Raw genomic sequence first — 24,656 nt, 5'->3', positions numbered from 1 at the left:
CTTGCCGGGGCAGGCAACACGACAGCGGGTGGGGGCGGGAGGCCGCGAGCGGCGCGTCGGCGTCAGGCTGCCTTGACGCGGATTCGCACGCCGTCGACCGAAACGGTCTGGCCGGCGCGGATCTTGCAGGTTTTGCGGGTCTCGATCTGGCCGTCGACGCTGACTACGCCGTTGGCGACCATGACTTTGCCCGCGCCGCCCGAATCCACGAGACCGGTGAGCTTGAGCAAGTCGTTCAGGGCGACGAATTCGCCCGTGAGTTCAAAAGTTACGTTTTGCATGATGAAGCGGATACTACGTAAAAACCCGATGCCCGTCGACTGTTGCCGTGCATCGTTCGGAGGGTGCGCTGCCGTCTCACGACCTGAGGACGTGCTCGATCCGGCGATCGGGAATCAGCCATACGGCGGCGACCAGTGCGTACAGTACAAGCGAGACAGCCGGCACCGCGAACGCCAGACCGATGGCCAGTGCGTAGGCCACCACCGACAGCTTGCCCTTGGCGTCGCGCCCCAGGGCGGTGGCGAGTTTCGCGTTACCGCCTTCTTCATGCACGGCCAGCAGGGTTCGCGTGAGGATGTAATAGGCCATCGCCGCCATGAACAACACAATGCCGTAGAGCGCCGTCGGCCACGCGGTGAAATGGTTTTCGCCGAGCCAGTGCGTAACGAACGGGACCAGCGACAGCCAGAAAAGCAGGTGCAGATTGGCCCAGAGCACGCTGCCCGAGACCCGCTGCACGACATGGAAAAGATGGTGATGGTTGTTCCAGTACAGGCCAACGTAGACGTAACTCAGGATGTAGGTGAGGAATGTCGGCGCAACCGGCAGGAGGTCGGCCAGTTCGCTGCCGTGCGGTGCTTTCATCTCCAGCACCATGATCGTGATGATGATGGCGATCACACCATCGCTGAAGGCTTCCAGTCGGCTTTTACCCATCGTGCTCGTCGCTTTCGTTAGTCGCGGGTTGGGATTACAGCACCGCCGCGCGGTTGCGGCCGGCCTGCTTGGCGGCATACAACGCTCGGTCAGTCCGTTGGAGCAGCGTGCCGAAATCGGCGTCGTCCATGGCGAGGCTGCTGATGCCGATGCTCGCAGAAAAGCGCACCGGTCCGTTAGGCCCGGGCACGCTGGCATTGCCGATGGCGGTGAGCAAACGCTCGGACGCCTGCATCGCGCGTTGTGCATCGGCCTCGGGCAGCAGTACCGCGAATTCCTCACCGCCGAGACGGCCGATCACAGTACCCTTGCGCAGCGTTGCTCGCAAGACCAGCGTCAACTCCGCGATGACGCGGTCGCCTATCGCATGCCCCCAGGTGTCGTTGACCCCCTTGAAATGATCGATGTCGAGCATCAGCACGGACAGGCGCCGTTGCTGCGCGCGGGCGGCAGCGAACTGGCGTTCGGCCTGCATGAGGAAGGCGCGGCGGTTGAGCGCGCCGGTCAGGCCGTCGCGCATGGCCATGTCGCCGAGCACCCGGTTGACACGACGCAGTTCGAGTTCGTCCACGACGAGCGCCGACAGATCGGCGAGCAGGGCGCGTTTCTCGTCGTCGAGCGTGCGGGGCCGGCGGTCGATCACGCACAGTGTGCCCAGACGATGCCCTTCCGGCGTGCGCAGCGGCGCGCCTGCGTAGAAGCGGATGTTCGGCTCTCCTGTCACCAGCGGGTGGTCGGCGAAGCGCCGGTCGGCACGCGCGTCGGGCACGACGAGCACGTCGTCGTCGAGAATCGCGTGCGCGCTGAAGGCCATCGAACGCGGCGTCTGCGCAGCATCGATGCCCTGACGCGCCTTGAACCACTGGCGCGTTTCGTCGATCAGCGAGATGAGTGCGATTGGCGTGCCGAGCAGGTGAGAGGCCAGCCGCACGATGCGATCGAACGCCGGCTCGGGCGGCGTATCGAGAATCTCATAACGGCGCAGTGCCGCGAGACGCTCCGCCTCGTCGAGACTTGCTCCGCCAGTTGGCGCGAGCCGTGAGAGGGACGCGGGTACAAGCGGTTCGTACGAATGGATTCCGGAGGCGGTCATGTCGTGGCGAGCGGGCAAGGCCCGGCGGTTGGACGACAGCATTGCTGCGGGCGAGGGCTCAGGCCGCGAGTTCGGCAACGGCCCGAATGGGGATGCTGACTTTGCAGGCGGCTTGGGGGATGCGGGCGATCCGGGGGGGAACGATGGCGTTCCCCAGGTCCTGTCATCGCAGGCACCGGTCGTGTCGAAAGCGTCGCTAGCGGCGTCAATTCTGCCGCGCCTGTCTGCGCTTGGCAAATGCGACGGCATCGAACCGATTGCACCGTTCGTGCGCCAGAGGGCACGAGCGGCGAGCGTGAGGGCGTGAGCGCCATCGCGTTTGGGGTCGGCGTTGTCTGCGGCGGGCAGAGAATGGCTCATGGTTTGACTTCGAATGCTTCGCCGGTTGCGAAGAAGTTACCGCCGGCGACGTAATGAAGACTGCGCGACACGCCGGGCTCGAACTGCCAGTGCCCGTCGCGAAACGCGCGCGGATCGGCCCAGGCCGCCACGACCTCGCCGAGGAACAGATCGTAGCGATCCTGATTGTGCGGCTCGGGAATCACGCGGCATTCGAGCCACGCGAGGCATCCGTCGATGAGCGGTGCAGCGATTTGTGAGCCATCGAAGGCCTGCACGCCGGTGCCGTCGGCGAACTTGTCGGTATCGCGCCCGGAGATCGAGCCGACCGCCAGTGTTTCACGGGCGATGTCGCGCGCGGGCACGTTCAGCGAAAACTCGCCGGAGGCTTCGACCAACTCGCGCGTGAGTGTGTTGCGGTCGATGACGACGGCGACTTTCGGCGGCGAGAAATCCAGCGGCATCGACCAGGCGGCGGCCATGACGTTGCGGCGTCCGTCATGAGCACTTCCCACAAGAACGGTCGGTCCATGGTTAAGCAGGCGATAGGCTTTGGGAAGTTCGACGGGCAAGCGTTCGGTCATGGCGGGCATTCGGCAGACGAGGTGTGATATCAGGCGGCCATGATAGCGCGGCCGGGAAAAACCGATGGTGCCCACGACGAAGGCCGACACTCGAAAAAGGCGGCCCGCAGGGTGAACTGCGGGCCGTACAAAACGGCACGGTGCGGGGAGCGCGTGCCGGATCAGATGCCAATGCAGTATTTCATGTGTTCGTCCTAGTCGAGTCCCCATGCTATGCGGGGAAGCGCCTCCTATACTGAGGCGGAACACGCCACGTTGAACCGGCATTTATCGCATCGGAGACACTCGCCGAGTGCATCGCGAACCTAGGGCGCGAAGCAGGTCGATGCGCCGACAAGCGACACGCTCGACGCCGGTGCGGCCGCCCCCCCGGGAACAATTCGCCCGAGCCCGAGGCGATGAAGTAACATTTTCGATGACGTGACGGCGGCGATCCGGGCGTTTCCGGCCGAACCAAGGCCACCGGCACTTCACGAGACGATGGACTGGAGACACGACATGACGACGGACCGGCGCATTACGTTCTTTCACGCTCCCAATACCCGTTCTTCGGGAGTGCTCGTGCTGCTCGATGAACTGCAGGCGGAGCACGATCTTCAACTGCTGCGCTTCGCGACCGGCGAGCAACGCGGCTCTGAGTACCTCGATCTCAATCCGATGGGGAAGGTGCCGGCGATCCGCCACGGCGATGCGATCGTCACAGAACAGGCGGCCGTCTATATGTATCTCGCCGAACTCTATCCGGAGAAGGGGCTGGCGCCGATGCCGGGCGATCCGCGTCGCGGGCCTTATCTGCGCTGGATGGTCTTCTACGGCTCTTGTGTCGAGCCGGCGGTGGTCGACAAGTCGCTCGGGCGCGAAAGTGCCGAGCGCTCGCGCTCCCCGTATGGCGACTATGATTCGGTTATGTGGACGCTTGAGCGGCATTTGTCGCAGGACGCCGGTCCATGGTGGCTGGGCGAGTCGTTCACGGCGGCCGACGCGTTGTGGGGCAATGCGATGCATTTCCTCACGCAGTTCAAGCTCGTGCCGGAGACGCCGTCCGTAAAGGCGTACGTGGAACGCTTTCGCGCCCGCGAGTCGTTTGCGCGGGCGCAGCAGCGCGATGCGGCGCTGGCCAAGCAGCTTGCGGCTTAATTGAGTCGACGCCGCCTGACTTAGCCCGGCAGAACGTCGATGCGCGGCTCGCAGTCGATGGGGAAGTTGACCGAATTGGCGATGTAACACCTGGCGTGCGCCTCATGATGCAGTTCGGCCGCGAGCGCGGCGTTGCCTCCGGCGCGAATCGTAACGTGCGGGCGCAACAGGATGCGCGTGAAATGGCCTTCCTGCGCCGTGTCGAGCATGGTGCCGATCGCATCGTCGACATATCGCTCGACGACCACGCCAGCTTCGGCGCAGAGGTGCAGATACCAGAGCTTGTGACAAGCGCTTGTGGCCGCCACCAGCAGGTCTTCGGGATTCCAGCGCGCGGCGTCGCCGCGAAAGGCGGGATCGGCCGAGCCGGGGATCGTCGGCTTGCCGTCGGCGCGAATCTCGTGATTGCGCCCGTACTCGCGATAGCCAGACGTACCGCTGCCCTGATTGCCGGTCCACTCGACGCCGATCCGGTACTGATGTTCGCCTGATGCCATGTCATGTCTCCGCAAAGGGGTCGGCAGTCAATGAGGTTGTGGGAATTTCCGGGCGCGAGAGTGTTGCCGGACCCCGCCCGCGATTCTCGCAGTTGTGCGTGATCCCGGCTGGCCATTTTCGGCCATCAATAAATGCGACCCGGCCCGGCGATTCACCGGATCGGCGCTACCTGCCCGGTGTGCGCACTCTCGGCGGCGTCAGGCCAGCGGCTCGGTCGTCAGTGCGCGTGTGAGGCCGTGCATCGGGCGGCGCATCGCCACATCGAACGGATTGGTTTGCGGGCCGATCAATTCAGCCTGACGCCGAAGCAATTCCACGACCATCGGCAGACGATCCTGAGACAGCCGCGCGGCCAGCGTGCCCACGCTCAGTGCGGCGACGGCATGCCCGGTGCGGTCGAACACAGGAACCGCCACTCCCGCCATGCCATCGAGCACGCCGCTATTGCTGCCGGCATAGCCCAATTGACGTACGCGTTCGATCTCGGTGCGCAGATAGACCTCGTCGAGCACGCCGTAGCCACGTAGCCGCGGCACGTTGAAACGAATGATCTCTTCGCGCTCGGCTTCCGGCAGGAAGGCGAGAATTGCCAGACTCCCCTGACCGACGCCCAGCGCCACGCGTCCGCCGATGTCGCCGGTGAAAGAACGAATGGGGAAGGGGCCTTCGCACATGTCGAGACAGACGGCGTCGAAGCTGCTGCGCACGAGCAAGAAGATGGTGTCGCCGAGGCTCGCGCAAAGGCGCAGCAGCGACGGGCGGCAAAGGGTGCGCATGCCGCTCGGGTTACCGGCCTGCGCGGCCATCGCGAAGAAGTCGATGCTCAGCCGGTAGAGCTTGGACGTTTCGTCCTGCTCCACCACCTGCTCCGCGATGAGCGCGTGCAGAATTCGATGCACCGTCGCTTGACTGAGGCCCACGGCTTTGGCGATGTGGGTAACGCGCTCACCCTCGGGCTTGGCGTCGCCCAGCGCACGGATGACGGCAAAGGTGCGTTGCAAAATGCCCGCGCCAGCGATTTCCAGCGTCGACGACTTCGGCGCACGGGGCGAATCGGAGGTGTTCATCAGAGTCTCAAATATTCCGTCAAACGAAATACTAGCGTAACCCGACGTTGCTTGAAAACTGGCTTGCCTAACCGAAACAAGAAAAAAAACCCACTATTCGCCGTAAGTTAGGGATTGTCCCGAGGCGGTGATGCGAAACGAAATCACGTGCCGATCGGTTAAATATTCCGCCAAACGAAATAATCATAAAATTTATCTCATTTCGCGGAATCGTTATCTTGCGACAGGGATTTTGGCTCGCTACTGTTCGATGCAATTGCATTTCTTGCGGCGTGCACGCGCCCGAAGGTAGTGACCATGTCTTTCCTGACCTTGACGGATGTATCCAAAACGTTTGGCGAGTTGAGCGCTGTCTCGAACGTCAATCTCTCGGTGGAAAAGGGCGAGTTCGTCTCGCTGCTCGGCCCTTCGGGCTGCGGCAAGACCACCACGTTGCAGATGATCGCGGGCTTTGTCGAAACCACGACCGGGCGCATTACGCTCGACGGGCGCGACATTACGCACATGCGCCCTAACAAGCGCGGACTCGGCATCGTGTTCCAGAGCTACGCGCTGTTTCCGCACATGACGGTGGCGGACAACGTCGGCTTCGGTCTCGAGATGCGAGGTGTGGACAAGGCCGAGCGTCGGGAACGGGTTCGCGAGGCGCTCGCCCTTGTGCGCCTGGACACCCTCGGTCATCGCTTTCCACGCGAACTCTCCGGCGGTCAGCGTCAGCGCGTGGCGATCGCCCGCGCGGTCGTGATCGCGCCGCCCGTACTACTGCTCGACGAGCCGATGTCCAACCTCGACGCCAAGTTGCGCGAAGACATGCAGTTCGAGTTGCGCTCGATCCAGCGCAAGATCGGCACGACCACCATCATGGTCACGCACGACCAGTCAGAAGCGCTGTCGATCAGTGATCGCGTGGTGGTGATGGAAGCTGGACGCATCACGCAGGTCGACACGCCGTACCGCGCATACGAGCGTCCGGAAACGCCGTTCGTCTCGCAATTCATCGGCAAGGCCAACATGCTGGCCGGGCGTGTGACCGCGCGAGACGATGAACATCTGCATATCGAACTGGGCGCGCAACTCATGCAGCGTGCATCGCTGGCGGATCTCTCGGTCCAGGATCGCGGCATGGCGGTGGGCGACGCCATCACCATGTGCTTGCGCCCGGAAAAGGTGCGTTTGTGCGCGCCATCGGCGGGCCGTCTGCCAGCCACGGTCACGAGCCGCTTCTTCCTCGGCAGCCAGTGGTTGTACCGCGTAGACAGCGCGCTGGGCGAAGTGCTCGTGTGTTGCCAGAACGAAGGCGGCGAGCCGCTGGGCGAAGGTGCGCTGGTTGGTCTGGACTGGCAGGCGGAAGCGGTTCGCTTCGTCTGTGCGGGAGCGCGCGCGAATGGCTGAGACGCTGCAAGTGCCGCGCGCCGACGCCGCGCCCGCCACGCGTGCCCCCTGGCATGCGTTTCTGCCCATGTGGGTCATGAGTGCCCCGGCCATGCTGTTGTTCGTGGCGCTGGTGCTCATCCCGCTGCTCATGACGTTTGCGCTCACCTTCTATCAGTTCGATCCGGCGAGCGGCCCGATTGCCGCGTTCCAGTTCGAGAACTACAAGGAAGTGCTGTTCGACTCGTACTTCCACACGATCTTCGTGCGCACGTTCGGCATCTCGCTGACGGTCACCGCGGTGTGCGCGGTGGTAGGCACGTTCGAAGCCTATGTGCTCTCGCGCATGGGAGACCCGTGGCGCTCGCTTTTCTTGCTGGTGATCCTCTCGCCGCTACTCGTGTCGATCGTGGTGCGTGCATTTGGCTGGAGCATGCTGCTCAGCTCCGGTGGCCTGATCAATCAGGCGTTCGGTCTGCTCGGTATGGGGCCGTACAAGATGGAGTACACCAACTTCGCGATCGTCGTCGCACTCGTGCACGTGATGCTGCCGTTCATGGTCATTCCGGTCTGGACATCGCTGCAACGCCTCGATCCGCAGACGGAGAACGCCGCGCTGTCGCTGATGGCCTCGCCTGCGACCACCCTGCGCCGCATCGTGCTGCCGCAACTGGTGCCGGGCATTCTGTCGGGCAGTCTGATGGTGTTCGGTCTGTCGGCCAGCGCGTTTGCGATCCCGAGTCTGCTGGGCGGACGCCGCCTCAAGGTTGCCGCCACTGCCGTGTACGACCAGTTCCTGAGTTCGCTGAACTGGCCGCTGGGCGCGACCATCGCCGTGCTGCTGCTCGCGGCGAACCTGATCGTGATGCTGACGTACTACCGCCTGCTCGAGCGCCGCTATTCGCGCAGCATGGGTTAAGGCCAGGGCACGTCTCCCGCAGAACAGAACCTATTCGCCATTATGCGTAAAAACAGTCCTCTGGCGCTTGCGTTCCATACGCTCGTCATCCTCTTCGTCCTCGCGCCGATGATCATCGTCGTGCTGGTCGCGTTCACGCCGGAACAAACGCTCTCGCTGCCTACGCGCGGCGTGTCGCTGCGCTGGTTCCGCGCGATTCTCGACTATCCCGATTTCATCGCGTCGTTCTTCACCAGCCTGAAGCTGGCGGTCCTCTCGGCCACGCTCTCGCTGGTGATCGCGCTGCCTGCGGCACTGGCCATCGGCCGATCGCGCTTTCCGGGGCGTAACTTCCTCAACGGCCTGCTGCTCTCGCCGCTGGTGATTCCGGGCCTTGTACTCGGCATCGCACTGCTGCGTTTCTTCGCGATGCTCGGCATGACCGGCTCGTTTGTGTCGCTGACCTTTGCACACATGATCGTCGTGACGCCGTTCATCATGCGCCTCGTGCTGGCGTCGATCAGCGGGCTCGACCGCAGCGTCGAACACGCGGCGGCGTCGCTGGGCGCAGGTGCATGGACGACCTTCCGGCGCGTGACCATGCCGATGATTCTGCCGGGCATTACCGGCGGCTGGCTGCTCGCGTTCATCAACAGCTTCGACGAACTGACGATGTCCGTCTTCCTCACGGCGCCGCAAACGGTCACGCTGCCCGTGCGCATGTACATGTACGCGACCGAGTCGATCGATCCGATGATGGCGTCCGTCTCGGCGCTGGTCATTGCCGTGACACTGGGCGCGATGCTGCTGCTCGACCGTGTCTACGGCCTGAACCGCATCCTGATCGGCCAGCATTGAACGCGCGCTAAGCAGATCTCATGACCCGCTCTTTTCATTCTTCGCCAGACTCACGCGCGCCTGGTCATTCGCAACTGACCCGTCTTGCCGAAACGTCGCGCTCGCCTGTCACGTTCTATCTTGACGGCGAGCCAGTGCAGGCGCTTGCGGGCGATACCCTGCTCACGGCCATCCTCACGCATCAGCGTCATGTGCGCATCAGCGAATTCAGCGGCACGCCACGCGCAGGCTTTTGCCTGATCGGCGCGTGCCAGGACTGTTGGGTGCGTTGCGAATCCGTGCCTGTCGCAGGGGGCAGCGCGCAGCTTTCGCGTCTGCGCGCCTGCACAACGCCGGTACACGAGGGCATGCGTATTCTGACCCGCGCGACCGAAGCCAATGCGGTGCACGGAGGCTCGCATGACTGAGCGTTCCGAGATCGTCATCGTGGGCGCAGGCCCTGCCGGCATACGTGCAGCGCAGACGCTCGTGGCGGCCGGTCTGCATCCCATCGTGCTCGACGAGAACATTCGCTGGGGCGGGCAGATTTACCGGCAACCCCCGGCGGGGGCGGGGTTCACGCGAACCAAGCAGGCGCTGTACGGCTTCGAGGCCGCCAAGGCCGACGCCATCCACAACACAATGGCGGCGCTGTTGCCGCAGATCGACTATCGACCCGAGACACTGGTCTGGGCCTGCGATCCGAAGCAACTCCACACAATGCACGGCGGCCGCGAAAAGCCGGTGCCGTTCACGCATCTGATCGTTGCGAGCGGCGCGACCGATCGCGTGCTGCCGTTGCCGGGCTGGACGTTGCCGGGCGTGTACACGCTGGGCGGCGCGCAAGTGGCGCTCAAGGCGCAGGGCTGTGCCATTGGCGATCGCGTGGTGTTCGCGGGCACCGGGCCACTGCTGTATCTCGTGGCGTACCAATATGCGAGGGCCGGTGCGAACGTGGTGGCCGTGCTCGACACTAGCGCGTTCGCCAGCCAGGTCAAGGCCACGCCACGCCTGCTGAATCAGCCGGCCACCTTCGCCAAGGGCCTCTATTACGTGGGATGGCTGCGTGCGCACGGTATCCGCATCGAACAGGGTGTGACGCTCGAAGGGGTTGACGGCACGGCGGGGGTGCGGGCGATTCGCTGGCGGCGCGACGGCCGCGAACACACGCTCGAATGCAGCGCGGTCGGATTGGGCTTTGGCCTGCGCCCCGAGACGCAGCTGGCCGATCTGGCCGGTTGCCGTTTCGTTTTCGACGAACTCAGTCGATGCTGGCTGCCCGAGCGTGACGCGGCTGGCCGCAGTTCGCAACCGGGCATCTATCTGGCAGGCGATGGCGCGGGTATTGCCGGCGCAGACGCGGCCGAACTCGCGGGCCGCCGCGCGGCACTGGCCTTGCTCGAGGATCTCGGGATCGCGTCGCCGGTGACTCCCGACGCCCCCGATGCAGCCGTCATCGAACGCAAGCTTGCCGGTATTCGCCGCTTTCGCGAGGGGATCGAGCAAGCGTTCGCAATGCCGGAAGATCCGTCGGTGCATTGGCCCGACGACATGCTCGTTTGCCGTTGCGAAGAAGTCGATGCACGCACGTTGCGCGATTGCGTGCGCCATGACGGCGTTACCGAAATCAACCGGCTCAAGGCGCTCACGCGGGTGGGCATGGGGCGCTGTCAGGGCCGTATGTGCGGCGAGGCGGCGTGCCATCTGCTGGCGCAGGTGAGCGGGCAGACGCTTGCACAAGTGGGGCGTCTGCGCGCGCAGGCCCCTATCAAACCGATTCCGATTGCACCGATGCTGTTCGACGAGAACGTTGCGGCCATCCCCGAGGAGGCGCGCGATGAGTGAGACCTTGCATTACGACGTCGTCGTCGCCGGTGGCGGGTTGGTGGGGGCATCGGCCGCGCGAGCGCTGGCCGAGCGCGGTTTGCGCGTTGCGCTGTTCGAGCGGCGCTATTGCGGCGCGCAGGCCAGCGGCGTGAACTACGGCGGCGTGCGCTGTCAGGGGCGTCCGGAAGAACAACTGCCGCTCGCGATGCGCGCGCGCCGGATTTGGGATCGTCTGCCTGAGCTGATCGGCATCGACGGCGAATTCGTGCGTTCGGGCCATCTGCGTCTTGCCCGTCGCGAGAGCGATCTGGCGCCGCTCGACGCGTGGTCGGAAATGGCGAGCCGTTACGGTCTGGCCACAACCGTATTGCGGGGTGCCGAGTTTCGCCGGCGCTTTCCGTGGCTGGGCGACGGTGCGATCGGCGGCTCGCTGTGCATGAGCGATGGGCATGCGAATCCGCGTCTGGTGTCGCCGGCCTTTGCGCGTGCGGCCCGTGCGCTGGGCGCCGACGTGCGTGAGCGCACCCCGATCACGTCGGTGGTTCACGATGGCGTGCGCTTCCAGCTCACGGCCCAACCCGCGCAAGGTGACGCGTTGCATGTGTGCGCCGACTGGCTGCTCAACACTTCCGGTGCCTGGGCGAATCATATTGCCGGCACGTTCGGCGAGCACGTGCCGATGCATGCCATCTATCCGAACATGTGGGTGACCGAACCGCTGCCGAAGTTCGTCGCCCACAATCTCGGGGTGTACGGCGGCGGGGTATACGCGCGTCAGGTCGAGCGCGGCAACTGCGTCATCGGTGGCGGACGCGGCACCGGCGACGGAGAATACGCCCAGCCGTCGGCCGACACCACGCGCGCGGTGATGCGCGAGGCCTGCGCGTTGCTGCCGGGGCTGCGTAACGCGTTACTGATTCGCACATGGAGCGGTGTGGAGGGCGAGACGCCCGACAACAACCCAATCATCGGCATGAGCCGCACGACACCGCGCCTCGTGCACGCCTTCGGCTTCTCGGGCGGTGGTTTCCTGCTGGCCCCCGGCGTTGGCGAAGTCCTCGCCGATCTGGTCGCGAGCGGTGAGACGGCAACACCCATCGAGGCATTTGCCGTCGACCGGTTCGCACCGGTCACGGCCGAGGCATGACGCGCAAACGAATCCCGTACGTTCAGAGTCCGTCCCAAAAACTACATTCCTTACCCCTGGAAACGCAAGGAGAACCACGATGAAGCTATCCCGAAAGGTCGTCATGTGCGCTGCGGCGCTGGCATTGGGCGCGAGCAGCGCGGCCTGGTCGCAGACCAAAACGCTCTACATCGGCATGAATGGCGGCCCGATGGAAAAGGCTTACACGAGCCAGGTTTTCCCGGCGTTCGAGAAGGCCAACAACGTGAAGGTCGTGGTCGTGCCGGGCACGTCGTCCGACGTGCTGGCCAAACTGCTCGCCAACCGTAACAGCCCGCAGATGCATGTCGTGTTTCTGGACGACGGCGTGATGGCGCGCGCGATCAGCATGGGCGTATGCCAGAAGCTCGACGATTCGCCTGTGCTCAAGGAACTGATGCCGTCTGCCCGCGTGAAGGACGACATGGGCGCCGGCGTGCAACTGGGCATGACCGGTATCGGCTACAACACCAAGCTCTTCAAGGACAAGGGCTGGGCCGCGCCGACGTCGTGGAGCGACTTCGCCGATCCGAAGTACAAGGGCAAGGTTGTGTTCCAGTCGGCATCGAGCAGCACGTTCGGTCTGCACGCCTTCCTCGCGCTGAACCGCATCTGGGGCGGCAGCGAGACGAACGTCGAGCCGGGTTTCACCAAGTGGGCCACCACCGTGGGGCCGAACGTTGTCGAGTACATCCCGAACTCGGCCAAGCTCTCGGAGATGATCCAGACCGGCGAAGCGGCCATCTTCCCGCTGACCCCGACGGCCGTGAGCGACTTGCAGGACAAGGGCATTCAGGCGGGGTACGTCGCGCCCAAGGAAGGTGCGGTGCAGTTGCTTGTCGACCTGTGCGTGGTGAAAAACAGCCCGGACAACGCCATGGCACAGAAGCTCGCGCAGTACCTGCTGTCGGCTAAGGGCCAGTCGCTGGCGGCCGCTGCCGGTGCCTACATTCCGACCAACACGCAAGCGAGCGTGCCGCCCGCGATGCAGAAGCGTCTGGGCAAGATCGACGATCTGGTCAAGCACCTCAAGACCGTGGATTGGGACGCCATCAATCAGCGTCGCGCGCAGTGGGATCAGCGCTGGAACCGTCAGATCGAGCAGTAATCTCGACGCGGTTGCCTCGTGCGGGCGTGTCAGTCGCCTCGACAATGAAGAACGCCGGGCCTGTGGCCCGGCGTTTTTTTCGTCCCGATTTCTCACGCAGGCAATAGCACTCGATCCCGTTTCCTTTCCCTTCATGGGGCATGGGCCACGCACGGGGGCGCGATATAGCCGTTGATATAGCGTCAACGCGCATTAGAATACCGCTTGTGCCCAGCTTTTGAACTCATGCGCGATGCCGATCAACTACCTACGTGGATTCACCCAGCCAGTACGCACGGAAGCGGCGAACCGGCGTCTGGGCTGCTCGCTCGCGTTCGTGGCTGGCGCGGCGAATGCGGGCGGTTTCCTCGCTGTCGGGATGTACACGTCGCATATGTCGGGCATTGTCGCGGCGCTCTCCGACAATCTCGCGCTCGGGCAACTCGTGCTCGTGCTTTCCGGTTTGAGCGCCTTGATGTCGTTCCTGCTGGGTGCCGTGACCTCGACCGTGCTGGTTCATTGGGGACGGCGCCACCATACGCATAGCGAATACGCCGCACCGCTGATGTTTGAAGCGGTGCTGCTGCTGACGTTCGGTGCGATGGGCGCCAATCTCGAACACCACCGCGTGCTGTACGTGCCGGCCACCGTGGGCTTGCTGTGCTATGTCATGGGGTTGCAAAACGCCATCATCACCAAGATTTCCCGGGCCGAGATTCGAACGACGCATGTCACGGGGCTGGTGACCGACATCGGTATCGAGCTGGGTAAGCTGGGCTACTGGAACCGGCCCGGTGTCGCGCGCGAGCTGCCGCGCGTGATGGGGGACCGGCAGAAGCTGCGTTTGCTCTGTTCGTTGCTGGGTATGTTCTTCCTGGGCGGGCTGGCAGGCGCGCTCGGCTTCAAGTATCTCGGTTTCTCGGCGACCATTCCGCTTGCATTGGTGCTCGTTACGCTGGCCATCGTGCCGTTGCTCGACGACATTGCACGACGACATCCTCACTGACCTCAGCGCTCGCATTCCATCAGGCCAATAACTATGACTACACGCTTGAGTGTGCCCGGTCTGCGGACGTGGGTTGGACGCCGGCGACGCGCCCTGTTCGACAAATTTGACGACTATCCATCGATGGTCGGCATCGTGGGCACCGTCATTGCGCTGGCGATTCTGATCGGGGTGGCGATGCTATTACGCGCCGACCGGCAAGCCCGCTACGACCACGCGCTCGAGCGGGCCCAGAGTGTGGCGTCTGTCGTGGCGGTGAGTCTGGGCGGAAATATTGCGATCTACGACACGCTGCTCAAGGACATGGTGCGCGAGGCCGAGGATTCGCAGTTGCCGCTTTTTCCCGAGCGGGTGCGCGACCGGGTGCGTTTCGGGCAGACGCTGAGCCGCGACTTTCTCTATGACGCGTATGTCGTGAACAAGTCAGGGCGGATTGCTGCGCCGCTCGATCCCGTTCACGACAAGACGGTGAATGTGGCCGACCGCGATTATTTCCGCTCCCATGAAGCGAATCCGTCACTGGGACTCTATATCTCGCAACCTTACGCGTCGCGAACGCATGGCGGCGTGCTGTCGGTGGCGCTCACCCGCCGCATTTCCGCTGAGGATCGTTCGTTTGCCGGTGTGGCGGTCATCGCGTTGCGGCTCGATCGGCTGGGCGCGCAGGCGAACGTCAGCGATTCGTCCGACCTGAAGAGCATCGACGTCGTGGAGGAGAAGGGCACGGTGCTGGCGTGCAGCCCGTGCGAGCGAGCCAGGCCGGGAACGCTCGTCAATCTGCCGGGAAATGCGACGCGCGAGCAGAATCTGACGGCGGCACTCTCGTTTCCCGAGGGCGCGCGCGCCACGGACTACCGGTCGGTACGTGTGCCGGGCGCATCGATGTATGTGGTGGTGACACCGTCGACGCGGGCGCTCGAGCGTGAGTGGCGCCGTCACGCCCTGATATTCGGCTCGATAGCGACTATCTGTGCGGCAACCCTCATCGCAGGCTCGTGGTTGCTCGTTGCGGCGATTCGCACGCGCGCGAGCACGGCGGCACGGCTCGTGAACCTGTCCGTGACCGATGGCCTGACGGGGCTGAGCAACCGGCGTGCACTCGACGCCAAGCTCGCACGCGAGTGGCGACGCGCAAAACGCTCGGGCAGTCCGTTCTCCGTCCTGTTCGTGGACATCGATCATTTCAAGCACTTGAACGACGAGTACGGCCATTCGTTTGGCGACAGCGTATTGCGCGCCGTCGCGAAGAACATCGGCGGCCACATACGACGCGAAGCCGATATGGTGGCGCGATACGGAGGCGAGGAGTTCGCGGTGGTCTTGCCCGATACGGATGCCGCAGGCGCGGCTGCTGTGGCCGAGCAGGTTCGCCGCGACGTGGAGCGTCTGCACATTGCCCATGTGGGCAGCGCAGCGGGCCAGGTCACGGTGAGCGTTGGTGCGGCGACGGGTGTCGCGGGCGCATGCGACAGCGCCGATGCTGTGCTGAAGGCGGCCGACGAGCAGCTTTTCATCGCGAAGCAAAGCGGCCGCAATCGTGTCAGCACCATCGTGCTGCGCGAGCCGGACCTTTCCGGTGACGAGGTGGGGAAGGCGGGCGACGTGTCGTAAAGGGGTGCGCCGAGGCGTGCACCGCCCCGGTGGCTACGGCACCAGCATGGTAGCAAGTCGCAGCAGTTCCCCCTGACGATGGCAGCCCGTCTTGCGCAGAATGGCCGATAGCTGGGTGCGCAGCGTGCTGGTGCCCAGGCCCAGCACCTCGCTGCATTCGCCGATCGTCAATCCCGCGACAAGATGATGGAAGAGGCGGGCTTCGGCTTGCGTCAGCGAAAAATGCTGGCGCAGAGCGGTTTCGCCTGGAACATTGAAGATGCTGCGCCGTTCGATGCGCACACCGACTGCTGCGCGCAATCCGTGATTCATCTGACGGCCAAGCGGGCGCAACGTCGTCCGGTAGGCATGTCCCCACGAGTCGGGCAGGACCAGCGACGCGGGTTGTCGGCTGACGCTGACCTGCCGGAGAGAATTCATCAACCGGTTTTGCCATTCGGGCTGGCGATGCACGAGGCGGCGCTGCTTGAGCATGAGCTGGCTGTCATTGCCGCCCAGCAGTATGTCGAGCCCCGGTGCACATTCCAGCACCCATCCGTCGGGCGATGCAATGAGAAAGCCCTCGAGGGTGGGATCGAGCATCTGGCTGAGTGCGTCGAGGCTCGCCCGGGCGGCCGCCCGCCGGGCCGCGAAGGCCGCGGCAAGCTGGCGTTCGTACGCCGCGATCTTCGCAGTGTTAGCGAAGGTCGGCTCGACGACATGCGTGCGCTGGATGCTCAGGGCAGTGAGGGTATCGTCGTCATTGCAGATCACGACGCCGACCAACTGTTGGAGTTGATTTGGCCGCATGAACTCGTTCCAGAACACGCGGTCGTTTTGTGATTCGTGTTTGAGCGCGATGGACGAGTCGAACCAGGTGCCGGCCGGGGCGTCCCAGAAGCGGCGGGTAGAATCGTCGTATTGGTAGTAAAGCTGAGCGTATTCCTCGATCAACCGGGCTTCGTGCCCGGACTGTTCGACGAAGCGAACCGAGCGGCTTTGTTTGTCATGACACAGGAATGTGGCGGCGTCCGCGCCGAGAAACTCGCGTGCAGTGTGCACGACATCGAGCCAGTCTGCGCCTCCGGCGCCGACCGCCCGGACCGCATCCGATGCCCGCCGCAAACTGACGTCGTTCGACATGAGATTCCCCCGTGGTCACGGTATTTCTGCCGAGCCTGAGGCTCGATTTTTGCGAAGTGTAGCAGAATGGGCTGTCGAAATTGAGAGGGGCGTCAACTGTGATTTATGCAGGCGACAAGGTGTCTCGTCGCTGCGACAATGCAGCCATATCGGGAAGGCGGAATGTGATCGGGAAGCCTCGATGCAGGCGCGTCCCGGAACAGATCCAAGACATCCAACACGTCAAACGGGGGTAACCATGCGCCATCGCCAATTCATTGCCGCCTGCCTGTGTCTGGCGGGGGCCCTGATGTTTGGTGAAGCGAACGCACAGTCATATCTGGGCGCCGGAGATCTCGGCAGCATACGGCAGACGAATCAGACGCCGGCTGTCAGTCCGGCAGTGTCGGCGCTGGGCGGCCGCAGAGACAGTGTGATGGACGCTCAGAGTGCCAGCGCGACCATCAATCGCACGGCAAGCGAGCGTAACGGTCCGGCCACTGGCCCGAGCCAACAGGAACTGGAGGCGACGACCCGTGCGCTCGATACGCGAAATCTCCAGCATCCGCGTCAGACGCGTTCGTTCGATAGTCTCCCGCCGTTGTCGCGGCCGGAGTGATCGGGCAGGGACGCGCTTACTCCGCCATGGCGGGAATGGCGCCTTCCTGAAACAGGATGCGTGGCGCGTCCATCGTGCCGTCTTCTTCATCGACCAGCACTTCGTAGGCAGCGATGCCGGCGAACCCGGACGCCATCGATTGCGCAATACGCACCGCGCCGAACTCGGTGCTCGCCTGGCGCAACTCGCCGGGCTGAAGTACGCCATCCTTGTTCTTACGGTAGGGCACGACGATGAACTTGATGGATTTGGCGTCGCTCATGGTGTCACTCGCGATGAAGTTGTGATGATTGGAAATGTAGCATGACTACTGTATAAAAATACAGGTATTTTTGCGGCAAATTGGACGCCGTGAAATCGCGTTATCGCGTCGATACGGGCATGGCTTGAAGCTGACGCGCGAATCCGTGCGGCCAGGATGGTGTGCCCGCGGTACTTCCGTCCCATCGGCCGAATCGACGGCTGGGCGCTGTCTGGCGGGGCTGTGCAGCCCAAACAACGTCACGTAATGAGTAAATAACTACTAAATGGTCGTATATTCCCGTGCCTCTTGATAGCCTGCCGGTCGACTCGCGACTTGCGACCAAAACTAAAAGCATTGAGAGCGTGGAATGAATGCAGGCAACCTGATTTCGGCAAACCGGCTGCACGATGGCTTGGTCGTGTGGCTGGACAAGCAATACAACTGGGTGGATGACCTGACGCAGGCACACGTGTTCGACGCGCAGGAACTCGACCAGGCCCAGGCGGCTGCGCAGGAGGCACAGGCGGCCAATCTGATCGTCGATCCCGTGCCGCGCGCGGCGGAGGTGGGCGAGGCCGGCCCCGTCCCGGTGGATTTTCGTGAGCAACTGCGCTCGCGTGGGCCGTCGGTTCGCGAAGACCTTGGCAAGCAGGCGGGGGAAGACACGGTGCAAGCGGCGCTGGCGCACGCCCCCGCGTTGACCGTGGCGCCGGAACATGCCGGCATCTATCGTTATGACCCCTCCGAGCGCGAGTTCCTCAAGGACCGCGCCAAAGCGTTCGGCCAGCAGGTTGCCCGGCGTCTGAGCGGTGAACTTAGCGAAGACGCATTCAAGGTCTATCGCCTGATGAACGGCCTGTACCTGCAATTGCATGGCTACATGCTGCGCGTTGCCATTCCGTACGGAACGTTGAGCGCGATCCAGTTGCGCCAGCTCGCCTATGTGGCGAACCGTTTCGACAAGGGGTACGGCCACTTCACGACGCGCCAGAATCTTCAGTTCAATTGGCCGACGCTCACGGATTCGCCCGAGATCCTGTCGAAGCTCGCCGACGTCGATCTGCACGCCATTCAGACGAGCGGCAACTGCATTCGCAACGTGACGACCGATCAATTCGCCGGCGCGGCGAAGGACGAAGTCGTCGACCCGCGCGTGTATGCAGAGATCCTGCGTCAGTGGTCGACGGACCATCCCGAATTCACGTATCTGCCGCGTAAGTTCAAGATCGCGATCACGGGCGGTCAGACCGATCGCGCTGCCGTGCGTTTTCACGACATCGGCATTCTCGCGCGGACGAACGAACGCGGCGAAGTGGGCTTTCAGATTTACGCGGGCGGTGGCCTGGGACGCACCCCCATCGTGGGCACGCTCGTGCGCGAGTGGTTACCTGAGGCTGACCTGCTGCGTTTTGTCGAGGCCATTCTGCGCGTGTACAACGCGCTGGGGCGTCGCGACAACATCTACAAGGCTCGCATCAAGATCCTCATCAAGGAGATGCAGCCCGCGAAGTTCATCGAGATGATCGAGGAAGAGTTCGCACGCATCGCACTCTCGCATCGCCCGCTCAGCGACGAAGTCGTCGCAGCGATTCGCGGCCGTTTCATCGTGCCCGAGTTCGAAACGCTGCCCGAGACATCGAACGCGTTTGCACAAGCCTACGAGCGCGACATCGAATTCCATCGCTGGGTCGACACTTGCACGCACGAGCACAAGGTGCCGGGCTACATCAGTGCGGTCGTCTCGCTCAAGCCGGCGAGCGGCATCCCGGGTGACGCCAGTTCGGCGGAAATGCTGTTGCTGGCGGAACTGGCAGAGCGCTATTCGTTCAACGAGCTACGTGTGACGCACGAACAGAATCTGGTGCTGCCACATGTCAAGCGCGACGAACTGCATGCGCTGTGGACGCGTCTGAAAGCAGGCGGACTGGCCACGGCCAACATCGGGCTGATTTCAGACGCCATCGCGTGCCCTGGCCTGGACTATTGCGCGCTGGCCAACGCGCGCTCGGTGCCGGTGGCGCAACGTATCGCGCTGCGATTCACGGAAGAGCAGCAGCGCGATATCGGTCCGGTGACACTCAACGTGTCCGGTTGCATCAACGCTTGCGCGCATCACCACGTCGCGCATATCGGCATTCTGGGTGTCGACAAGGCGGGCAAGGAAAACTATCAGATCACGCTGGGCGGATCAGCCGATGAGAACGCTGCGGTCGGCAAGATTCTCGGTCCGGGCGTGACATACGAGGCTGTGCCCCAGGTGATTGAGAACATTCTCGGTCGTTATCTTTCGTTGCGCCACGAGGGGGAGCGCTTCATCGATACGCTCGGACGCGTCGGGGCAGAAGAATTCAAGGGAGCTTTGCATGTTGATTGATCGAAACGGACTACCTGCCGCAGACGTTTGGACTTATCGCGGCGCGGACGAGCCGGTCACCACGCAGACGCGCAGCAAGGACGTGTTGCCGCTCGACGCATGGCTTGCCGCGAACGAACAGGGCGCGGCACCGGCCGGTATCCGCGTGCAGGGCCACGACGATCCGGCGCGCATTGCGGCCCTGTTGCCACAACTCGAACTCATCGTGATCGAGTTTCCGAAGTCGCGCGATGGACGGGGTTTCACGCTGGCGAAATTCCTGCGCGAGAAGTGGCATTTCGAAGGCGGGATTCGGGCGGCCGGCCCGTTGCTGCCGGATCAACTGGCGATGTTGTGGGCGTGCGGCTTCGACAGCTTGCTCTCGCCTACGGACGTACCGACGTCGCGCTGGCACGAGGCGGCGCTGGCGGCGCAAGGTCGCGCCACGCGGCCCCGCACATTGCTCGAACGCCTGACCGCCTGAGATCCTTCTGATAGTTCCGCGACCGGTGTCTTCCGGTCGCGTCTGCCCCGCCGGGGCCTTCCCTCGCGGGATCGCGCCTGTCGTGCAGGCAATTGGTTAGCGCTGCCTGCCACGACGAGCACCAAGTCAGACAGGTCAGCGAGATGGGGGCCGATCGGCTGACCATTTCACCCGTCCTTCCGACCACGCTCCATACCACGTCAGTCCCTCTCGGCTGATCGCACTTATCGGAACAAGATCGCTAGTGTTAGCTAGGGGCGACTAACCGGCGATGAGCGACAAGCCATAGTGGAGAAGCGCTGTTGCGCCTTTGACAATTCCGACTATTGCACCGGTTGCGACGGCGCACTTTGCGCCCAGATAAGCGAACGCTGCGAAAGGCATGATGTACCTCCAGATCTGGAGACGTGCTGTTGAAGAAAGTTGCTTTTGACTTGAGGCCAGAATAGCGACGTTCCAACTCACGGTCACCTGAGATAAATCGCAGTTTCAGTCGCGTGGCTTATCCCGCCACCAGTCCGTATCTTCTCCAGCAGGCGGCAGGTAGCCGATGGTCCTTTTGCAGATATAGAATTGGGCAAACGACACGGGGAGAAGCGGTATGCGGAGGCTCATCGGGGGACTGCCGATGGTTGCGCCGGTCGCGGTGCTGCTTCGCCACTACGTCACGCGCCACAACACACAGGTTCGCACGCCTCCCGGACGTCCTGCCCGAACAGGATTGCCCAAAGCTGCTTTACATGGATCGGAATCTAAAATGACAAAGTTTCAGCGTCGCGCCCATCGTGAACGTCACCGCACCGAACATATCGGCTGGCTGCGTGCCGCCGTCCTTGGGGCCAACGATGGCATCATTTCCACGGCCAGTCTGGTCGCAGGTGTGGCCGCGGCCCATGCAAGCCACGCCAGTATTGTGACCACGGCCGTGGCGGGATTGGTGGCAGGCGCGATGTCCATGGCTGCCGGCGAGTTCGTATCGGTCTATTCGCAGGCCGACACAGAAAAGGCGGATCTGACGCGTGAACGTGAAGAACTCAAGAACAGCCCCGATGCAGAGCATCGGGAACTGACGGCCATCTATGTGCGGCGTGGCCTGGATCAACAGCTCGCGGATCAAGTCGCAACACAATTGATGGCGCACGATGCGCTGGGTGCGCATGCGCGCGATGAACTGGGCATCTCGGAGACGTTGAGCGCGCGTCCGTTGCAAGCTGCATTGGCGTCGGCCGGGAGCTTCGCCGTGGGCGCAGCCATGCCGCTGGCTGTGGTTCTGCTGGCACCGGAGCAGAGCCTGCTGTATTGGATCGTGGCGACATCGATTCTCTTCCTGGCCCTGCTCGGCGTTGCAGCCGCCGCCGTTGGCGGAACCCCCCTCTTCAAAAGTGCCCTGCGCGTGGCTTTCTGGGGCACGTTCGCTATGGCGGTGACAGCGGGCGTGGGGGCCGTGTTCGGCACTACTGTTTGATGTCAGTGCAGCAAGGGGGCAATAACGAACTACGGCCCGCGCCGGAACATGAACTCTCCATTCGCTCGGCAGATATCGAGGGCGAACGAAATGGGAATAACCCAGTATTCACTGACTCGCGGGAATTCGTTTAAAGACGAGGGCGATCTGCGCGAGGTTTGGGCGCGGCAGGGAGGTCCGCCATCATGGCGCGAATACTCTCTCTGATCACCTTGTCCCGAGTTTCGTCAATGTCGCGCGTGGATGCCCCCTTCGGCTGAAGGGCCGCAGTATTGAAGCGTTCCAGAGGCACGAGTCCACCCGCACGGCTGGACACATTGATCTTCGGGGAGACACCGGATGTGGCTGTGCACACGATATCCCCCCGGGCTGCGACCGGCGTGCAATGGTAAATCAGGACGATCTCGTACTGGTTCGCGGGAAAGCGCTTCAAGTATTCGGGGGTGATGAGATCGCTTATCAGCGTCGCTAAATCCGCAGACTTACCATCGCCGAAGTAAGTGAGGGTGAATTCACCGGCTGCGGTAGCGCCAAAAGATGTGCAAAGCAGCGTCAGCAACAACGCGAGTTTCGATTTCATGCAGGGTTCCCCGTTGGATTCAAACGTCTCGAATGCTGTCGCGTCCTGCGAGGGCCTCTATGTGCGCTAAAGCCGACGCATCTCCCTTGATTCAAAAGATTGAGGTTCGCAGTTCGCCAGTGAGCGCTATGGCTCTCGATCTGCCGCCTTTCTTGGCCCGTTCCTTCGCGGAGCGCAGATCTGTGGGGCATAATCGCCCACATCGGCGGTTCGCGGCGAATGACGCGACGAGGTCGGTAAGGATTGGTATGACGACTGGCTTGGCGCTCGATGGATGGGGCTCGGCCGTTTTTTAACGTTATCTGATGTCTCGCATATGAGTGCAAGGACTGCGCCAAAATCTGCGTAGTAGTCCTACGCGCCAGCAAAAATACTAGAAAGTTTCTAATATACCGACCGGCTTGCACAAAATTTCGGCGCCACGAAAAAACCCGCACAGCCAAAGACTGTGCGGGTTCAATTCCTGGTCGGGGCGAGAGGATTTGAACCTCCGACCACCTGCACCCCATGCGGGTGCGCACTCGCCTGAAAAGCGCATGCCGATTGGGTTTTGCGTTGCGCCGCCTAATATCTGCACATTATTTGCGCACCGGATACGCCCGTTGCGCAAAGGTGTCCTGCAAAGTATTAGGCGCTATTCCACGGCAATTTCACGTCTAGCGACGACGTCTCTGGTATGGCCTCCTTGATGTAAATTTCGCTCGTTTTTCCGCTGGTGTGAGCCAGCCGGCGCTGGATGTCTTTTCGTTCGCTGCCTGCTTTCGCGGCGTCGGTCGCGCCCAGTGCACGGAGGTCACGGAACAGAATATCGTCCTCGATCTTCGCGCGCTTGCGGGCGCGGACCCATGCCGAGTTGAGGCCCGATTTTGTGTATGGGGTCTTGTCGCGAGTAGGAAGCAGGTACGGACTGATCATTTGGCGGGCCCGCTTGATTGCCCGAGCGCGCTCGATCACATCGCGAATCGCCGGGGTGATGGCAATGTCCAGCACTTTCCCACTCGTCTTAGCAGTCTTCGATGGCTTGAACCGGATCAGGTTGGCTCGCTCGTCGATCTGCGCTTCCTTCAACGTTCGGATATCGACCCCGCGTTGCCAGCACAGATAGGCCATGTCCACGATGCATTGGAACGTCGGGCCGGACTCGGTCGGAAGGCCGTCGTCGCCAGTTAGGGCAGCTTCCCGGATCGCGGCCAACTGCTTGTGTGTCGGCAGCTTCTCGCGGCGCTTGGTCTCGTAATCGGAGAGGTCCAGTTGGTCGCAAGGGTTGTCATCACGCAGGCCCATCTCGCTGATCGCGTAGCGGAACATCTTCCGAAGGACGTTGGCGTACTTCTGGGCGGTGTTCGCCTTGTCGGCGAAGTTGGCCCGCAGGAAGTCCGCGCACGTCTTGGTCTTCACCTGGGCAACAGTGAACGCCGTGAACGCCTCGCTGATCGTGTCGGCCATGCGCCCATAGTCCTTTTGTACCTCAGCGCTGTATCGCTTCAGCTTGTTGGCTTTCCATTCTGCGCATAGGTAAGGCATTGTGCCGGTGATCAACTTCTGCTCCCCGAGCAACTGCCCAAGGCGGGTGAGCATCATTGACTCGCCATCTGCTTCGGCACAAAGGCGAATCCACCGTTGCACCTTCCCGGTCCACGGGTTGCGCGTGGGCGCTGGAGCGAAGAAGTAGTAGGCCCCGTGATTCAGGAGAACGCGGCGGGGCAGGCCACGTCCCGTTTTTCGATGCCGGTTCATTTCGCTTGCCTTATCGGACGCAATTGCGGCTCGTTCGCGGGTGGGTTGGCTGCCGGGGCGGCGTTCATCGGGTAGAGGCAGTGCATGCGAAGCACCAGCACTGAATTATCGGGGCGGCGGCGTGCTGGGATGCCGAGGGATGCCAATACGTCCAGTTGCTTCGTGGCGCGCCGATAGCCGGTGATGCGCGCGATTTCCTCGCCTGTCAGTTCAAGCGGCTGTTCCAATACGGCGGCCATTTTTCAACTCCATAGTGCGTTGCGGTCGCCCGCAAAGTCTGCATCAAAATGCAAACGGGGACGCGCTAACAAGGGCGTCCCCGCTTTCCAAACATCAAATCCAGCGCCAACGGCGGCGCTCGCGCCTAGATTCCCCATTCTCTCGCGGTGACCCGCAGAATCTTTCCCAAGATCTCCGCCGCACCGGCTGAAAATTTCTTGCCGTTCTTGTTGCCTTGTGCGAAGTCGTGACGCGACACTGAGTGTTCCCTAACAGCCTCTGTGGAGGAACCCGAGATGTCATATTTGCACCCGATTTTTGTCAATGCGAAGTTGTTCAAATTTGAGTCAATCGAAAGGCAGAAAGAGGCCGAGGCGTGGGTACGTAGCCGCCCG

The 24,656-nt window shown here is 62.8% G+C and carries 25 protein-coding genes and 2 pseudogenes; 16 read left to right on the top strand and 11 right to left on the bottom strand.

Translation table 11 applies throughout. From position 1 onward, the window contains the following. Positions 1-62: 62 nt before the first annotated feature. The 3 genes from C266_RS14670 to C266_RS14660 all read right to left on the bottom strand — a co-directional run bounded on the left by C266_RS14670 (position 63) and on the right by C266_RS14660 (position 2,032). Positions 63-281, bottom strand: coding sequence for an RNA-binding S4 domain-containing protein (locus C266_RS14670; RefSeq protein ID WP_010806034.1), 219 nt, complete (start codon positions 279-281; stop codon positions 63-65). A 76-nt stretch (positions 282-357) separates the two neighbouring features. Beyond that, complete coding sequence (locus tag C266_RS14665) at positions 358-939, bottom strand: TMEM175 family protein (RefSeq protein ID WP_010806033.1); 582 nt, start codon at positions 937-939, stop codon at positions 358-360. A gap of 34 nt (positions 940-973) precedes the next feature. Then, the gene (locus C266_RS14660) at positions 974-2,032 is read right to left on the bottom strand and encodes a sensor domain-containing diguanylate cyclase (RefSeq protein WP_010806032.1); all 1,059 of its coding nucleotides are present in this window, start codon (positions 2,030-2,032) and stop codon (positions 974-976) included. On the opposite strand from C266_RS14660, the gene C266_RS14655 reads away from it, so the two are divergent. Beyond that, complete coding sequence (locus C266_RS14655) at positions 2,031-2,339, top strand: hypothetical protein (protein WP_010806031.1); 309 nt, start codon at positions 2,031-2,033, stop codon at positions 2,337-2,339. The genes C266_RS14660 and C266_RS14655 overlap by 2 nt on opposite strands. Before the next feature lie 49 nt (positions 2,340-2,388). On the opposite strand, the gene C266_RS14650 is transcribed toward C266_RS14655, so the two are convergent. Continuing rightward, entirely contained in the window at positions 2,389-2,955 is a 567-nt protein-coding gene (locus C266_RS14650; protein WP_010806030.1) for a flavin reductase family protein, read from the bottom strand. A gap of 498 nt (positions 2,956-3,453) precedes the next feature. Here C266_RS14650 and C266_RS14645 point away from each other — a divergent pair, with 498 nt between their 5' ends. Beyond that, positions 3,454-4,092 (top strand): glutathione S-transferase family protein, encoded by a 639-nt coding sequence (locus C266_RS14645; protein WP_010806029.1) that lies wholly within the window; start codon positions 3,454-3,456, stop codon positions 4,090-4,092. A gap of 20 nt (positions 4,093-4,112) precedes the next feature. Here C266_RS14645 and C266_RS14640 read toward each other — a convergent pair whose 3' ends face one another. Both C266_RS14640 and C266_RS14635 read right to left on the bottom strand, forming a co-directional pair. Beyond that, positions 4,113-4,589, bottom strand: coding sequence for an OsmC family protein (locus tag C266_RS14640; protein ID WP_010806028.1), 477 nt, complete (start codon positions 4,587-4,589; stop codon positions 4,113-4,115). Between the two features lie 198 nt (positions 4,590-4,787). After that, positions 4,788-5,657 (bottom strand): IclR family transcriptional regulator, encoded by an 870-nt coding sequence (locus C266_RS14635; protein WP_010806027.1) that lies wholly within the window; start codon positions 5,655-5,657, stop codon positions 4,788-4,790. Positions 5,658-5,954: 297 nt separating this feature from the next. Between C266_RS14635 and C266_RS14630 the strand changes: the two are divergent. The 10 genes and pseudogenes from C266_RS14630 to C266_RS14590 form a co-directional block, all read left to right on the top strand. Continuing rightward, a pseudogene (locus C266_RS14630) lies at positions 5,955-6,681 on the top strand (ABC transporter ATP-binding protein); the annotation flags it as partial. A gap of 98 nt (positions 6,682-6,779) precedes the next feature. Next, a pseudogene (locus C266_RS28420) lies at positions 6,780-7,049 on the top strand (TOBE domain-containing protein); the annotation flags it as partial. Continuing rightward, positions 7,042-7,947, top strand: a complete 906-nt coding sequence (locus tag C266_RS14625) for an ABC transporter permease (protein ID WP_010806025.1) — start codon at positions 7,042-7,044, stop codon at positions 7,945-7,947. The pseudogene C266_RS28420 and the gene C266_RS14625, both read left to right, overlap by 8 nt. 42 nt (positions 7,948-7,989) lie before the next feature. After that, positions 7,990-8,784, top strand: coding sequence for an ABC transporter permease (locus C266_RS14620; protein ID WP_010806024.1), 795 nt, complete (start codon positions 7,990-7,992; stop codon positions 8,782-8,784). Between the two features lie 20 nt (positions 8,785-8,804). Then, complete coding sequence (locus C266_RS14615; protein ID WP_010806023.1) at positions 8,805-9,191, top strand: (2Fe-2S)-binding protein; 387 nt, start codon at positions 8,805-8,807, stop codon at positions 9,189-9,191. Beyond that, positions 9,184-10,608 carry an NAD(P)/FAD-dependent oxidoreductase gene (locus tag C266_RS14610; RefSeq protein WP_010806022.1) on the top strand — a complete coding sequence of 475 codons (1,425 nt, stop codon included), beginning with the start codon at positions 9,184-9,186 and terminating at the stop codon, positions 10,606-10,608. Before C266_RS14615 ends, C266_RS14610 begins: the two co-directional genes overlap by 8 nt. Then, positions 10,601-11,737, top strand: a complete 1,137-nt coding sequence (locus C266_RS14605; protein ID WP_010806021.1) for an FAD-binding oxidoreductase — start codon at positions 10,601-10,603, stop codon at positions 11,735-11,737. Before C266_RS14610 ends, C266_RS14605 begins: the two co-directional genes overlap by 8 nt. 79 nt (positions 11,738-11,816) lie before the next feature. Beyond that, on the top strand, positions 11,817-12,863 hold the full coding sequence (locus C266_RS14600; protein WP_010806020.1) for an ABC transporter substrate-binding protein: 1,047 nt from the start codon (positions 11,817-11,819) through the stop codon (positions 12,861-12,863). A 232-nt stretch (positions 12,864-13,095) separates the two neighbouring features. Further along, entirely contained in the window at positions 13,096-13,848 is a 753-nt protein-coding gene (locus C266_RS14595) for a YoaK family protein (protein WP_010806019.1), read from the top strand. 33 nt (positions 13,849-13,881) lie between these two features. After that, complete coding sequence (locus tag C266_RS14590; RefSeq protein WP_081636298.1) at positions 13,882-15,459, top strand: diguanylate cyclase; 1,578 nt, start codon at positions 13,882-13,884, stop codon at positions 15,457-15,459. A 33-nt stretch (positions 15,460-15,492) separates the two neighbouring features. Here C266_RS14590 and C266_RS14585 read toward each other — a convergent pair whose 3' ends face one another. Next, the gene (locus C266_RS14585) at positions 15,493-16,581 is read right to left on the bottom strand and encodes a LuxR family transcriptional regulator (protein WP_010806017.1); all 1,089 of its coding nucleotides are present in this window, start codon (positions 16,579-16,581) and stop codon (positions 15,493-15,495) included. Between the two features lie 238 nt (positions 16,582-16,819). On the opposite strand from C266_RS14585, the gene C266_RS14580 reads away from it, so the two are divergent. Further along, positions 16,820-17,179: a hypothetical protein gene (locus C266_RS14580; protein ID WP_010806016.1), complete on the top strand. Its 360-nt coding sequence runs from the start codon at positions 16,820-16,822 to the stop codon at positions 17,177-17,179. A 16-nt stretch (positions 17,180-17,195) separates the two neighbouring features. Here C266_RS14580 and C266_RS14575 read toward each other — a convergent pair whose 3' ends face one another. Beyond that, positions 17,196-17,441, bottom strand: coding sequence for a hypothetical protein (locus tag C266_RS14575; protein WP_010806015.1), 246 nt, complete (start codon positions 17,439-17,441; stop codon positions 17,196-17,198). Positions 17,442-17,790: 349 nt separating this feature from the next. On the opposite strand from C266_RS14575, the gene C266_RS14570 reads away from it, so the two are divergent. The 3 genes from C266_RS14570 to C266_RS14560 all read left to right on the top strand — a co-directional run bounded on the left by C266_RS14570 (position 17,791) and on the right by C266_RS14560 (position 21,725). Next, positions 17,791-19,797: a DUF2849 domain-containing protein gene (locus C266_RS14570; RefSeq protein ID WP_010806014.1), complete on the top strand. Its 2,007-nt coding sequence runs from the start codon at positions 17,791-17,793 to the stop codon at positions 19,795-19,797. Beyond that, positions 19,787-20,260 carry a DUF934 domain-containing protein gene (locus C266_RS14565; protein ID WP_010806013.1) on the top strand — a complete coding sequence of 158 codons (474 nt, stop codon included), beginning with the start codon at positions 19,787-19,789 and terminating at the stop codon, positions 20,258-20,260. The genes C266_RS14570 and C266_RS14565 overlap by 11 nt, the downstream gene beginning before the upstream one ends. Before the next feature lie 757 nt (positions 20,261-21,017). Further along, positions 21,018-21,725 carry a VIT family protein gene (locus C266_RS14560; protein WP_010806012.1) on the top strand — a complete coding sequence of 236 codons (708 nt, stop codon included), beginning with the start codon at positions 21,018-21,020 and terminating at the stop codon, positions 21,723-21,725. Between the two features lie 130 nt (positions 21,726-21,855). Here the strand turns inward: C266_RS14560 and C266_RS14555 are convergent, their stop codons facing one another. The 3 genes from C266_RS14555 to C266_RS14545 form a co-directional block, all read right to left on the bottom strand. After that, the gene (locus C266_RS14555) at positions 21,856-22,305 is read right to left on the bottom strand and encodes a hypothetical protein (protein ID WP_010806011.1); all 450 of its coding nucleotides are present in this window, start codon (positions 22,303-22,305) and stop codon (positions 21,856-21,858) included. Between the two features lie 627 nt (positions 22,306-22,932). Continuing rightward, entirely contained in the window at positions 22,933-23,886 is a 954-nt protein-coding gene (locus tag C266_RS14550; RefSeq protein WP_010806010.1) for a tyrosine-type recombinase/integrase, read from the bottom strand. A 152-nt stretch (positions 23,887-24,038) separates the two neighbouring features. After that, positions 24,039-24,281, bottom strand: a complete 243-nt coding sequence (locus tag C266_RS14545) for a DUF4224 domain-containing protein (RefSeq protein WP_010806009.1) — start codon at positions 24,279-24,281, stop codon at positions 24,039-24,041. Positions 24,282-24,656: the final 375 nt, after the last annotated feature.

Source organism: Pandoraea sp. SD6-2, assembly GCF_000389825.1.
Lineage (GTDB): Bacteria > Pseudomonadota > Gammaproteobacteria > Burkholderiales > Burkholderiaceae > Pandoraea > Pandoraea communis.
The sequence above is the reverse complement of the archived record's forward strand: the minus strand, read 5'-3'. Positions and strand labels throughout refer to the sequence as shown.